This is a genomic window from Streptomyces diacarni, assembly GCF_003323715.1.
Taxonomy (GTDB): domain Bacteria; phylum Actinomycetota; class Actinomycetes; order Streptomycetales; family Streptomycetaceae; genus Streptomyces; species Streptomyces diacarni.
This window is the reverse complement of the sequence record NZ_QOIN01000026.1, coordinates 14,304-27,467: the sequence shown is the minus strand read 5'-3', so window position 1 is coordinate 27,467 and position 13,164 is coordinate 14,304. Positions and strand designations below refer to the sequence as shown.

General features: G+C 69.9%; 10 protein-coding genes. 3 read left to right on the top strand and 7 right to left on the bottom strand.

Annotated elements, in window-relative coordinates:
- The first annotated feature begins 422 nt into the window (after positions 1-422).
- Entirely contained in the window at positions 423-1,439 is a 1,017-nt protein-coding gene (locus DTL70_RS02590) for a sigma-70 family RNA polymerase sigma factor (RefSeq protein WP_114020180.1), read from the top strand.
- Between the two features lie 364 nt (positions 1,440-1,803).
- On the opposite strand, the gene DTL70_RS02585 is transcribed toward DTL70_RS02590, so the two are convergent.
- Complete coding sequence (locus tag DTL70_RS02585) at positions 1,804-2,928, bottom strand: P1 family peptidase (RefSeq protein ID WP_114020179.1); 1,125 nt, start codon at positions 2,926-2,928, stop codon at positions 1,804-1,806.
- A 47-nt stretch (positions 2,929-2,975) separates the two neighbouring features.
- Here DTL70_RS02585 and DTL70_RS02580 point away from each other — a divergent pair, with 47 nt between their 5' ends.
- Positions 2,976-3,173: a hypothetical protein gene (locus tag DTL70_RS02580; RefSeq protein ID WP_114020178.1), complete on the top strand. Its 198-nt coding sequence runs from the start codon at positions 2,976-2,978 to the stop codon at positions 3,171-3,173.
- Positions 3,174-3,348: 175 nt separating this feature from the next.
- Here the strand turns inward: DTL70_RS02580 and mscL are convergent, their stop codons facing one another.
- From mscL to DTL70_RS02550, 6 genes are all read right to left on the bottom strand, one after another.
- A complete protein-coding gene (mscL, locus tag DTL70_RS02575) occupies positions 3,349-3,951 on the bottom strand; it encodes a large conductance mechanosensitive channel protein MscL (RefSeq protein ID WP_114020177.1) in 603 nt (200 codons plus the stop codon).
- Between the two features lie 174 nt (positions 3,952-4,125).
- Positions 4,126-4,326 carry a hypothetical protein gene (locus tag DTL70_RS34050; protein ID WP_245978934.1) on the bottom strand — a complete coding sequence of 67 codons (201 nt, stop codon included), beginning with the start codon at positions 4,324-4,326 and terminating at the stop codon, positions 4,126-4,128.
- A gap of 720 nt (positions 4,327-5,046) precedes the next feature.
- The gene (locus DTL70_RS02565; RefSeq protein ID WP_114020175.1) at positions 5,047-5,883 is read right to left on the bottom strand and encodes an S-methyl-5'-thioadenosine phosphorylase; all 837 of its coding nucleotides are present in this window, start codon (positions 5,881-5,883) and stop codon (positions 5,047-5,049) included.
- Between the two features lie 136 nt (positions 5,884-6,019).
- Positions 6,020-6,421: an FmdB family zinc ribbon protein gene (locus DTL70_RS02560; RefSeq protein WP_114020174.1), complete on the bottom strand. Its 402-nt coding sequence runs from the start codon at positions 6,419-6,421 to the stop codon at positions 6,020-6,022.
- Between the two features lie 67 nt (positions 6,422-6,488).
- Positions 6,489-7,883, bottom strand: coding sequence for an MFS transporter (locus DTL70_RS02555; RefSeq protein WP_114020173.1), 1,395 nt, complete (start codon positions 7,881-7,883; stop codon positions 6,489-6,491).
- Between the two features lie 530 nt (positions 7,884-8,413).
- A complete protein-coding gene (locus DTL70_RS02550) occupies positions 8,414-9,925 on the bottom strand; it encodes a potassium/proton antiporter (protein WP_114020301.1) in 1,512 nt (503 codons plus the stop codon).
- 332 nt (positions 9,926-10,257) lie between these two features.
- Between DTL70_RS02550 and DTL70_RS02545 the strand changes: the two genes are divergently transcribed.
- Complete coding sequence (locus tag DTL70_RS02545) at positions 10,258-13,092, top strand: penicillin acylase family protein (protein ID WP_114020172.1); 2,835 nt, start codon at positions 10,258-10,260, stop codon at positions 13,090-13,092.
- The last annotated feature ends 72 nt before the right edge of the window (positions 13,093-13,164 follow it).

Here is a 13,164-nt window from a genome sequence, read left to right as displayed (position 1 = left end):
GGGTCTGTCCGCCTGTCACCCGCGGAAGAGGGAGGCCCCCATCCCGGTGAGCGGAGTGAGCCGGAGGTCGTCGGAGGGGCGGGAGAGACGACCAGTGCGAGGCCACGCAACCAAGAACGGACGACAACCGTCTAGACAGGTGACGGGCGGACGATGGCGAACGCCCGTGCAGCAGCCGCGCGCGACAACGGAAGAACTGCCCGAGGTGTTCCGCACCCCCTCCGACCAGGTGTGAATCCGTACTGTGACCATTCGGATCGGGTGAGTAGCGGCACAGGGTACTGCATGATCCGAAAAATGTTGCGCGAGTTGGGAATTTAGTCCGGTTTCCAGCCGTTGACATCTACGCAAGGCGGGCACTCGGGGAGTGTCCGAGCCAGCCACCAGGCCAAAGTTTCAAGTCCACTCGCAAGGGAGCACGCATGGCAACCCGTGCCGTCGCCCGTCGTCAGGAGAACACCAAGGGTGTCTCCGACACGGCAAGCAGTGTTCGCGCCGCCGGCAGCGAAGTCGCGGACCGTGACCTGGTCGGCATGTATCTCGACGAGATCGCCCGGACTCCGCTGCTGGACGCTGAGAAGGAAGTCGAGCTCTCCCTCGCCATCGAGGCGGGTGTCTACGCGAAGCGCATCCTGGACGGGCTCGAGGCGCCCGTCGCCGACGACTCGGCCAGCGCGACCGCGAACCGTGAGGAACTGGAAGCGGTCGTCGCCGAGGGGGAGCGGGCCAAGGATGTCTTCATCCGCTCCAACCTCCGTCTTGTGGTCGCCGTGGCCAGGCGTTACCCACGGAGCGGCCTCCCCCTGCTGGACCTGATCCAGGAGGGGAACGCCGGACTCGTGCGCGCTGTGGAGAAGTTCGACTACACCAAGGGATTCAAGTTCTCCACCTATGCCACGTGGTGGATCCGCCAGGCCATCACCCGCTCCATCGCCGACCAGTCCCGTACGATCCGGCTGCCCGTGCACCTGGTCGAGGAGCTGGGCCGCATACGCCGTGTGCAGCGCGAGTTCAACCGTGAGCACGGCCGGGACCCGGAGCCCTCCGAGGTCGCGGCGGAGCTGAACTCCACGCCCGAGCGCGTCACCGACGTCCTCGACTGGGCCCGAGACCCGGTCAGCCTGAACATGTCGGTCGATGACGAGGGCGAGACCCAGTTCGGCGATCTGCTGGAGGACACCTCGGCCGACTCGCCGGAGCAGTCCGTGCTCACGGTGCTGCGCAGGGAAGAGCTCGACGACCTCATCAGCAGGCTCGACGAGCGCACTGCCTCGATCATCAAGGCCCGCTACGGCATGGTCGACGGGCGGGAGCGCACGCTGACCGAGGTCGGCAAGCAGCATGGCCTCACCCGTGAGCGCATCCGCCAGATCGAGAAGCACGCGCTGCTCGAACTGAAGAAGATGGCCCACGACACGGGCTTCGACGAGGCGGCGTAACACCAGTTTCCGAGCCGTCGGCACACCGGCTCCCCGAGCCGCCGACGTCGTTGCCCCTCGACGAGCCCCGGTGCTTCCCCCGAGCGCCGGGGCTCTCAACTGTCCCGCGGCGGCACCCGTATGGTCCGGGCTCCTTCCGCCTTCGCGTTTTCGCTCCCCGGCGCCTCCCCGCTCTTTTGGCGCCCTCGCGAGGCAGCCATCCCGCTCTTGTTGCCGGATCCCTCCGCCCGCCGGCCTTCGTCGGTCCGGTGCAGCCCGCGCGCCAACCGCCGTACCGGGAACATCGACGCCCTCACGGCCAGCCACCCCCGTACCGCCGCTTCCGCACGCTGCGCTGCCGCGCCCACGGCAACCGTCAGTTCCATCAGGCGGGCTCCGAGTGCCCTCCACGGGTGTGCCCGCCGTAGAGATCGCCGTACGCGGGAAAGACCCCGCCCGGCCCGTCGAAACCGCTCGCGGCTCGCACCGCCTTGGCCACGGACCGGCCCACCACCTCGGCTCCCGCGGTCAGCACCTCGTTGAACTCCCCCTGCCCCAGCTCCCGCTCGCAGGTCGCCAGAGCGAAGGCCGCGTCGCCGTCGTGCATCAGATGGATCGGGCGCACCGCCCGTGCCAGACCGTCGTGGGCGCTGCCCGCCAGCCGCTGTGCCTGCGGCCGGGTGAGCGTCGCGTCGGTCCCGACCACCATCAGCGTCGTGTTCAGGGCGGGCCTGAGGTTTCCCGCCGACCGCTGGACGGTCTCCTCCTGCGCCGCCGCGCGCCGGCGCTCCGCTTCGGCGTGAGCGGACCGGGCGGGCAGGTGGTGCAGGCTGCCGGGCAGCTCTCCCCACAGCGCCCCCGTCGCCGGATCCGTCGCCGACCCGGCCGCGTTCAGGACGACCAGGGCGCCGACCACGGCCCCCGACGGCAGCAGCGCACTCGCCGTGCCGATTCCGCCCTTGAGGCCCCCGACCACAGCTCCGGTCCCCGCACCGACACAGCCCTGCGGGAGCGCGGCTCCCGCTTCCGTTCCACCGGCGGCCTCCACCGCCTGTCTGCCGAGCGTCGCGTCCGGCCGGGCGCTCCACCGGCCTCCCCGGCCGAGGTCGAAGATCACCGCAGCCGGCACCACCGGCACCACCTGCGAGGGGTCGGTGCCCACGGGGACGCCGCGGCCCTGCTCCTCCAGCCAGCTCATCACGCCCGAGGCGGCGTCCAGCCCGAACGCGCTGCCCCCGCTCAGGACGACCGCGTGGACGCGTTCCACCAGATTCCGCGGATCCAGAGCGTCGGTTTCGCGCGTCCCCGGGGCTCCTCCCCGAGCGTCCACTCCCGCGACGGCTCCCTCCCGCGCTGGAAGCACCACGGTCGTGCCGGTCAGCCAGCCGTCGTCGGTCCGTTGCGCGTGACCCACGCGCAGTTCTCGCACGTCGGTCAGGGCGTCCAGCGCGCCGGTCGAGGGGGAGGTCGTCGCGGGGGCGGTCGGTTCCTGTGAGTCCTGAGGTCTCATCCGGCATCCATACCAGGAAGGGCGGGCGGCCGCCGTACGCTTGAGCCATGAGCTCCGATCCGCAGCCCTCCGCACGACCGACGCCGCGTGACGCGGCGGCGTCGCTGGTCTTCGACGACCCGCTGAGCCGTCCGTCCAGTGACGACACCGACCGCGGGTGGGGCGAGGGCACAGCGGGAGAGGCCCAGGGAAGCGACGCCGAGCTGGCTCGCTTCCTCGACGAGAAGCCGCCCCACCACTTGTGAACCGGGGCGCGCGGCCGAAGCCGCCGCGGCTCGGGCCCCTGGGGACCACCTGACCCGCGCTGGGGCAGCGCCCCCGTCCCGTCGAGGGACCGACGGCGCCACCGCGTCAACCGGGCGAAGCCCCGCCGCAGCGGCAGACGGCACCGCGCCCGCAGTGCCCTGCGGCGCTGCGCCACTACTTCTGCGTACTGACGCCACCGTCGCGCTGCGAGCCCACCGAGGCGTCCGGCCCAGCGGCGGAGGACGCCTGCGAGCCGCCTGCGTCCGCTGCCGAGGCGTCGTGGGGACCGGGGCCGCCCGTGCCGTCCAGGGCGCTCGTGCCGGACCGCTGGGCGACCAGCTCGTCGCGGATCTCCGTGAGCAGCTCGACCTCCGTCTTGGGCACCTCCACCGGGCCCGCCTTCGCCAGCTGCCGTTCCTTGTACTTGTTCATCGGCAGGATCATCAGGAAGTAGACGACGGCTGCGGTGATCACGAAGGTCAGCGTGGCGCTCAGCACGGGGCCCCAGTTGATCGGGACGCCCCTGACCACCTCGCCCGCCGGGCTGGTCTCGCACGGGCCCTTCAGGCACGACTGGTACTGGTCCAGGTCCTTGGTGCCGATCGCTCCGACCAGCGGATTGATGAACCCCTTGACGACAGAGTCGACGATCTTGCTGAAGGCTGCTCCCACGACGACGGCAACGGCCAGTTCGACCACGTTGCCGCGCATCAGGAATTCCCTGAAGCCTGCGAGTAGGCCCTTCTTCTCGGGGGCGGGTGCGGGTGCGTTGCTCAACGAACTGCCTCTTCCGAAACCATGTGACGATGCTGACTGCGAGCGGGAGACCCAGGGCACACGGGCCCCAGGGGAGCGCCTGCGCACGGGACAGGCCACTCGCCTGCCCCCGAAGAGGGTGGCTCATGCACGCACTGCCCCGGCCCGCGGGCGCGGAGGCGGGCGGCCGGAAGCTCAGCACAGCGTCACCGCCATCCGCGACTCGGCTGCGGCGCCGGCCAGCGCGGCCGCGGTGCGCCGTGGCACGACGACCACGATCAGTGAGCCCTCGGCCCCGTCGCCCGAGACAGTGTCGCCGGTCTTGGGCACCTGAGCCACTCGGGCGCCGGTCGCGACGATGCGCGCGGCGTCTCCCTTCGAGCCGCTCGCCAGCACGTCCACACGGTCCCCGGGGCTCAGGAGACGGACCGTCGCCGGATCGGCGATGCGGACCGGCGCGGAGACGGGGGACGCGGCTGCGCCTCGCTCCGTGACGGATTTCTCAGTGCCGGAACGCCTAGCGATGCCCGGGCGATCTCCTTCCCCGGAACCTTGGCCTCCGTCGGTCCCGTCGGCGGGTGTGGAGCCGCCGGCGACAGCGGTCAGCCCGGCCGCGGAGACGGCCAGCGCCGCCGAGAAGACTCTGCGGCGGCCGAGCGCACCCCGAGACGGCCGACGGCCGCGCCCGGCGCGCACCGGGGGAAAATCGGGCACCGGCGTCCGCGGCCGCGTACGCGGGGGGAAGCGCTGCGAGAACGGATTCCGGGGTCGGGACACGATGCTCACCACCAGCCTTCAGGGGAAGACCGCGTGGTCGCGGTCCTCGTCGCCTCACGGTGAACCCGTTCGCCGGAATCCGCTGAGCACCCGCGGAATCTGTGGATTACCTACCGGTTGTGGACAACTTCCTCACCCGTATGAGGAGGGCGGTGGTCTGCCGGGCCGAGGGCCCGAGCGGCCCCGGGTCCGCGACCCGCCCCGGAACGCGAGGCCGCAGGACACCGCGGCTCAGCGCGAGGCCGCGACCAGATGTGACGCGACCAGAGGCGACCCGACCCGACGCCGAAGGAAACGCGAAGTGGCCGGCACGCCGTCGGTAGGGAGCGGGTGCGGTCCTCAGGGCAGGGCGAAGCCGGGTTCCTGACCACCGAGCGCCGTGCCGCACTCGCACTTGCGGTCGCTGCCGGTGGGCAGCTCGCGGACTGCCTCGAAGAGGACCTGGCGCAGACGGTCGATGTTCTCGCCGAAGACCCGCAGGACTTCCTCGTGAGAGACGCCCTCGCCGGCCTCCGCGCCCGCGTCGAGGTCCGTGACGAGGGCCAGTGAGGAGTAGCAGAGCTCCAGCTCGCGGGCGAGCACGGCTTCGGGGTGTCCGGTCATGCCGACGACAGACCAGCCCTGTGCGGCGTGCCAGCGCGACTCGGCACGGGTGGAGAAGCGCGGGCCTTCGATGACGCACATCGTGCCGCCGTCCACCGCTTGCCAGCCCTGGTCACGGGCCGCGCGCAGCGAGGCCTCGCGCCCCGCCTCGCAGTACGGATCGGCGAAGGTGATGTGGAGCACGTTGGGCACGCTTCCGTCGGGCAGGGCCTCCCCGTCGAAGAACGACTGCTGCCGCGTCTTGGTGCGGTCCACGAGCTGGTCGGGGATGACGAGCGTGCCGGGCCCGTACTCAGGCTGCAGGCCGCCGACCGCGCAGGGGGCGATGATCTGCCGGACTCCCACGGAACGCAGCGCCCACATGTTGGCGCGGTAGTTGATGCGGTTGGGAGGCAGATGGTGGCCACGGCCGTGCCTGGGGAGGAATGCCACCTTGCGGCCGCCGGTCTCCCCCAGGAAGAGGGAATCGCTCGGCGGCCCGTAAGGCGTCTCGACGGTGACCTCGGTGACGTCGTCGAGGAAGGAGTAGAACCCGGAACCGCCGATGACGCCGATCTCTGCCTGTTCGCTCATGCGGTCACCCTAAGGGGGCGCACCGTCGGGAGGGCAGGGAAGGCAACGGGCCGGTGACGCCTGTGGTCAGACCCGTGAACGGTTCGTTCGTGGGGCTCGCGGGCGGAAGCGGACGCCGGTGTCCCGGCGAGCCGCTTCAGCTCGAGCTGCCCGCCTTCGCCGAACTCTTGCTGCCGCTGCTCTTGCTCTCGCCCTTGCCGGAGGACTTCGACTCCGACGAGGAAGAGCCGGAGGACGACGAGTCCGACGACGAGGAGGAGCTGGAGGACGAGGAGTCCGACGAGCTCTTGGAGTCGCCGTCGCTCTTGCCGGACGAGTCCGAGGAGGAGCTGGAAGAGGAGGAACTGCTGCTCGACGAGGAGCTGCGGCTGTCGTTGCGGTAGAAGCCGGAGCCCTTGAAGACGATGCCGACGGCCGAGAACACCTTCTTGAGGCGTCCCTCGCAGTTGGGGCACACGGTCAGCGAGTCGTCCGTGAACTTCTGCACCACCTCGAGGCCCTCGCGGCAGTCGGTGCACTGGTACTGGTACGTCGGCACGTTCTTCCTCCTGGCACTCTCACTTGTTGAGTGCTAACAACGCTCCATAGTGCAGCATTCCCGCGCGTCAGTCCACTGGGACCGTCGTTCGGTGACCCAGCCCACGCGCCGCGACCAGGCTGCCGTGCGGTGGATGCAGCGCCCCGCGGAAGGCGAGCAGTACCAGCAGTGCGAGGCCCGTGCCGGCCAACGGTGCGAAGAAGCCCGCACCGGCGCCCGAGTGGTCGGCCAGCTGCCCGGCCACCGTGGAACCTGCCGCCTGCCCCAGCGCCACCGCGCCCGTCAGCCAGGTGAAGGCCTCCGTACGGGCTCCCGCCGGGACCAGCGTCTCGATCAGTGTGAAGCACGTGATCATGCAGGGGGCCACGCACAGCCCCGCCAGTGTCCCGAGGGCGCCCAGCAGCACGGCCCAGGGCCCCAGCTGTGCGGCGACCGCGACCAGCGCGGCGGCCAGCACCAGGGCCGGGTAGGCGGCGAGCAGCCGAGTCTGCGGCCCCCGCTTCCAACGGATCGCGCCCACGGCGACGGCTGCCAGCATGTTGCCCGCGGCGAAGGCCCCGTACATGACGCCGTTGATGCCGGGCCGCCCGATCGACTCCGTGAACGCGGTGAGCGAGACCTGCATGCCGCCGAAGACCATGCCGATGCCGAGGACCGCCGCGACGAGCACCCGCGCTCCGGGCACGGCCAGCGCGGATGCGGTGCCGCCGTCCGCTCCGTGGACGGGCGCTTCCTTGCCGCCCGCGCCGCCGGCCCGGGCAGAGGCGGGCTGTGTGCGGCGCTGGGCGGCGAAGACCAGCCCGCCCACGAGTGAGACGGCGGCTTCCGCGACGAGCCCGGCGGCCGGATGCACTCCGGTACACAGGGCGGTCGCCAGTACGGGTCCCACGACGAAGGTGAATTCGTCCGTCACCGACTCGAAGGCGGCGGCTGTGGTCATCAGGGGGGTGCCCTGTAGACGCGCCGCCCACCGGGCGCGCACCATGGGGCTGATCTGCGGTGCCGTCGCACCCGCGGGTACGGCTGCGACGAACAGTGCCCACAGTGGGGCGTCCAGCACGGCGACCGCGATCAGGGCGGCGATGGTGAGAGCGTGCAGGAACACCTGCGGGAAGAGGACGGCGCCCTGTCCGAACCGGTCGGCCAGTCTGCCGCTCTGCGGTGCGATGACGGCCATGGCGATGCCTGCGGTCGCCGAGACTGCGCCTGCGAGCCCGAAGGATCCGGTGGTGTGCTCGACCAGCAGGACGATGCTGATGGTCAGCATCGCGTAGGGCTGGCGGGCCAGGAATCCGGGCAGGAGGAAGGACCAGGCCCCCTCCGTGCGCAGGAGTTGCCCGTATCCGGGGCGTTCGGTGGCGCCCTTGGAGCGGTCGGAGCGTTGCTCGTGGTGCCGCTCGGGGTGTGCCTGGTTGGCCTCGCGTGTCCTTGCGTGGTCGGTGTTGGTGGCCGGGGATTCCACGGCCGGGCCTTTCTGCCGCCTGGTAGCGCGTTCAGGGTGACGCGCCGAGAGCTGTCCTCTCGCGCAGGACCGGGGTAGATACCCGGTCCGGTGCGGGGTGGGCGATCCGGACCGTGGCCGCCGAGCGGTCGCGCCAGCTCTGCTTCAGGCAGAGTCGGGTAAAACTGTCCTGTCCGGTATGAGGATAACGGCCGAGATCAGTTCTCGGTGAACGCGCGCTCAGATCACCCACCCAAGGGCCGCCCGCGTACCCACCGGAGCGTCCCCCACCGTCCCGTCCGGTTGCCCACTCGCGTGCCGGCCGGGGGCACGGAAACGGACCCCCCGTTCGGTTCGCCCGCGTCCTTACCGGCCGCACGCGAAGGGGCCTCTGTTCGGTGCGCCCGCACCCCTGCCGCCCGCACTCCCGCCGACGGCACGCAAAGGGACCCCGTCCGGTCAGCCCGCGTCGCCACCGAACGGATGCGAACCCACCGAACGCATGCGAACGCACGCGACCGCGCCATCACGCTCCGTGTACGGAAGGGGCGCTATCTCCGCAGTGCCGTGCTCCCTCCGGGGCCGCCCAGCCACCCGGCGAGCTTGCCGCCGCGGCTGACCGACAGCAGGCGCCGTTCGACGGAGTCGCGCACCTGATCGGTGGCGACGACCAACAACTCGTCGCCGTGCCGCAGCACCGTGGAGGGCTGCGGTACGAAGCTGGTGCCGTCGCGCACCACCAGGGTGACGGCCGCGCCCGAAGGGAGCCTCAGTTCGGTGACCTCCACCCCGTGCATCCGGGAGGAGGGCGGGATGGACACCGCCAGCAGGTGACCGCGCAGCCGTTCCAGCGGCGCCGACTCGATGTCCACGTCGTCCGCCTCGTCTCTCTCGTTGAGGCGGAGCATTCTGGCCAGCCAGGGCAGTGTGGGCCCCTGGAGGACGGTGAAGACGACGACCAGGACGAAGACGATGTTGAAGATGCGCTGGCTGTCCTCGACGTCCGCGACCATGGGGATGGTCGCGAGCACGATGGGCACCGCTCCCCGCAGCCCCGCCCAGGAGAGCAGCACCTTGTCCTGCCAGGGCAGCTTGAACACCTTCAGGCACAGGAAGACCGACAGCGGCCGGGCGACCAGGGTGAGCGCCAGACCGATGAGTACCGCCGGCCAGAAGTCCTTCCACAGGTTGTGCGGAGTGACCAGGAGCCCCAGCAGGACGAAGAGCCCGATCTGCGCCATCCAGGCCACCCCGTCGGCGAATCCTCTTACCGCCGGACGGTGCGGGAGTTTTCCGTTGCCCAGGATGAGCGCGGCGACGTAGACGGCCAGGAAGCCGGATCCGTGCGCCATGGAGCCGCCGGCGTAGGCCAGGACGCACAGTGCCATCACGGCGATCGGGTAGACGCCGGAGGCCGGAAGTGCCACATGGCGCATGCCCAACTCGCCCAGTTTGCCCACCACCAGGCCCATTACGAGGCCGATGGCGAGTTCCAGCGCGATCTCTCCGAGCAGGAAGTACCAGGGATGGTGCTGGGAACCGAATGAGGAGAAGGTGACCACCAGCAGTACGACAGGCGCGTCGTTGAAGCCGGACTCGGCCTCCAGGATCCCGGTGAGGCGCTTGGGCAGGGGCACCTTGCGCAGGACGGAGAAGACGGCGGCGGCGTCCGTGGAGGAGACCACGGCGCCCATCAGGAGCGCGGCCTGCCAGGCGAGGCCGACCAGATAGTGCGCGGCCAGAGCCGTGACGGCGACGCTGGCGGCCACACCGAAGGTGGACAGTACGGCCGCCGCCGGTACGGCGGGTCGGATGTCGCTCCACTTCGTACTGAGTCCGCCCTCGGCGAGGATCACCACGAGGGCGGCGTATCCGAGGACTTGTGTCAGCTCGGCGTCGGAGAATCCGAAGCCGATGCCGTCCTGCCCTATGGCGACACCTATCCCGAGGTAGACGAGCAGGCTGGGCAGCCCGCTGCGTGAGGAGAGGCGGACCGCCGCGACGGCGACGAGCAGTACGAGGGCGCTGAAGAGCAGTAGCTGGTTGAGGCTGTCGACGGTCAGGGCACGGTCCTCTCTTCCGGGGCTTGCTCCTTGGGGGCGCGAGCGGGTGCGAGTGCGGTTTCTGACGTCCTCCTGACACTTTCCTGACACTTTCCTGACGCGTTCTTAACGCGCTGCCCATGGGGGCGGGTGGCTCCCGGACGAGTGTCCGGAAGTCTCTAGTTCGTTTGGGTAGCTAACAATTTACCATCGCTTGAACAAGCCCCCGGCGGAATCCGTAGTTGGCGACTCGCTGTCCGGGCGTGACGAGGGGCGGCCTATGGTTGCTCCGTACGGACCGAGCCCGTCCGGTCCCCTCAGTCAAGGTTCACCCTGCCCCTCGAAGGACAGCGATGCCCGCCAAGAAGACCTCGCGACGCGCCCGCCTCATCGTGATCGTCGTCGTGCTGCTGCTCGTGGCAGGCATCGGCGGTGGCACGTACTGGGGCATCAGCACCGTGCGCGACTCCTTCCCGCAGACGACCGGCAGCCTCAAACTCAAGGCTCTCGAGGCGCCGGTGAGTGTGAAACGGGACGGTAGCGGCATTCCGCAGATCTATGCGGACAATTCCGAGGATCTCTTCCTCGCCCAGGGGTACGTGCAGGCCCAGGACCGCTTCTGGGAGATGGACGTGCGCCGCCACATGACCTCGGGCCGGCTCTCGGAGATGTTCGGCGCGGGACAGGTGGAGACCGACGCGTTCTTGCGCACCCTCGGCTGGCGCAGGGTGGCCGAGAAGGAGTACAAGCAACTGCCCGACCGGACCAAGGAATTCCTCAAGTCCTACTCCGCGGGCGTCAACGCCTACCTCGAAGACCACGAGGGCTCCGCGCTCTCCGTCGAGTACGCGGCCCTCGATCTGGACGGCAAGGACTACAAGCCCGCGCCCTGGGACCCCGTCGACTCGGTCGCCTGGCTCAAGGCGATGGCGTGGGACCTGCGGGGCAACATGTCCGACGAGGTCGACCGGGCGCTGATGACCAGCCGCCTGGACAAGGACGAGATCGAGCAGCTGTACCCGGAGTACCCGTACGACCGGAACAAGCCGATCGTCGATCACGGCGCGGTCGACCCGGTCTCCAAGGAGTTCGACCCGAAGACCGAGGCGGACGAGACCGGTGGACAGGACACGGCGAACGGGGCCGATACCGGCACCGATGCCGGTCAGCCCGGCTCAGGCGGCGCTCAGAGCCCCGCTGACGGCATGGGAGAGGGCGGAGTGGCCTCCGGCGGGTCCGGCACCGCGAACGGCGCCCAGTCGGTCGGTGAGGCCACCCAGGGTGCGAGCACCCAACTGGGCACGGTGGCGAAGAAGCTGGACAAGATTCCCGGACTGCTGGGACCGAACGGCAGCGGCATCGGCTCCAACTCCTGGGTCGTCTCGGGCAAGTACACGACCACCGGCAAACCGCTGCTCGCCAACGACCCGCACCTCGCGCCGCAGCTCCCCTCGGTCTGGTACCAGATGGGCCTGCACTGCCGCTCGGTGGACAAGTCCTGCCCCTTCGACGTCTCGGGCTTCACCTTCTCCGGCATGCCCGGCGTGGTCATCGGCCACAACCAGGACATCTCCTGGGGACTGACCAACCTCGGCGCCGACGTGACCGACCTCTACCTGGAGAAGGTCAGCGACGGGCACTACCTCTACGACGGCAAGGAGGTGCCGTACCGCACCCGCGAGGAGACCATCAAGGTCGCCGGGGGCAAGGACCGCACCATCACCGTCAGGGAGACCAACAACGGGCCGGTCATCTCCGACCGCGACAAGGAGTTGCGCAAGGTCGGGGACAAGTCACCCGTCGGCAACGCGGCGCCCGACCGGGGGGACGGCTACGCGGTGTCCCTCAGGTGGACCGCTCTTGAGCCGTCGAAGACCATGGACGCGGTCTTCCAGCTGAACGAGGCGTCGAACTTCTCCGAGTTCCGCAAGGCGGCACGCGACTTCGCCGTCCCCTCGCAGAACCTCATCTACGCCGACACCAAGGGCAACATCGGCTACCAGGCGCCCGGACGCATCCCCGTACGCGGAAAGGGCGACGGGCGCTACCCGGCCCCCGGCTGGGACCCCCGATACCGCTGGAAGGGATACATCCCCCAGCGCGCCCTGCCGTGGGAGTACAACCCCGAGCGTGGCTACGTCGTGACGGCCAACCAGGCCGTCGTGGACCGCGAGAAGTATCCCTACATGCTGACGGACGACTGGGGCTACGGGGCGCGCAGCCAGCGGATCAACGACCTCATCCAGTCGAAGATCAAGGACGGGGGGAAGATCTCCCTCAAGGACATGGAGAGCATGCAGATGGACAACAGCAGCGAGATCGCCAAGCTGCTGGTGCCCTACCTGCTGAAGATCGACGTCAAGGATCCGTACGTACGGGAGGCACAGAAGCTGCTGGAGGGCTGGGACTACACCCAGGACTCCGACTCGGCACCGGCCGCCTACTTCAACGCGGTCTGGCGCAACCTCCTCAAGCTCTCCTTCGGGGACAAGCTCCCCAAGGAACTGCGGGTCAAGGGCGACTGCCTCTACGTGGCGCCGTCCGACGACTCGGGGCCCGTCGACGACCTCAGCGGTGAGGAACGCCTGGTACGCGAGTGCGGCCAGCGCTCTGCCGACACCGCGCAGCCCGACGGCGGTGACCGCTGGTTCGAGGTGGTGCGCAAGCTGCTCAAGAAGCCCGACAGCGACTGGTGGAAGACGCGCGGCACCGCGCGGCGAGACGGTGACGAGAACCGGGACGACCTGCTGGGCCACGCCATGAAGGACGCCCGCTGGGAGCTCACCTCCAAGCTCGGCAAGGACATCGGCACCTGGAGCTGGGGCAGGCTGCACCGGCTGATGCTCAAGAACCAGACCCTCGGCACCGAGGGCCCCGGCGTCGTGCAGTGGCTCCTCAACCGGGGCCCCTGGGACCTGAGCGGGGGCGAGGCGGCCGTCAACGCGACCGGCTGGAACGCGGCCGGCGGGTACGACGTGACCTGGGTGCCGTCGATGCGGATGGTCGTCGACCTCAGCGACTTGGACAACTCCCGGTGGATCAACCTGACGGGAGCCTCCGGGCACGCCTACAACGCGCACTACACCGATCAGACCGACAAGTGGGCCAGGGGAGAGTTCCTCAAGTGGCCCTACAGCGAGAAGGCGGTCGCCAAGGCCACCGATGACCAGATGGCCCTGACGCCCTGAGATCCGGGGCGCCGCCCCTGACGCCCCTGTACCGCCCTGACGCCCCTCTACGGCCCCGACCCGGCTCCGTGG

Bases quoted from the DNA above. Each gene is read 5' to 3' on its own strand.
- DTL70_RS02590 (WP_114020180.1), top strand. From the start codon at position 423: ATGGCAACCCGTGCCGTCGCCCGTCGTCAGGAGAACACCAAGGGTGTC.
- DTL70_RS02585 (WP_114020179.1), bottom strand. From the start codon at position 2,928: ATGAGACCTCAGGACTCACAGGAACCGACCGCCCCCGCGACGACCTCC.
- DTL70_RS02580 (WP_114020178.1), top strand. From the start codon at position 2,976: ATGAGCTCCGATCCGCAGCCCTCCGCACGACCGACGCCGCGTGACGCG.
- DTL70_RS02565 (WP_114020175.1), bottom strand. From the start codon at position 5,883: ATGAGCGAACAGGCAGAGATCGGCGTCATCGGCGGTTCCGGGTTCTAC.
- DTL70_RS02545 (WP_114020172.1), top strand. From the start codon at position 10,258: ATGCCCGCCAAGAAGACCTCGCGACGCGCCCGCCTCATCGTGATCGTC.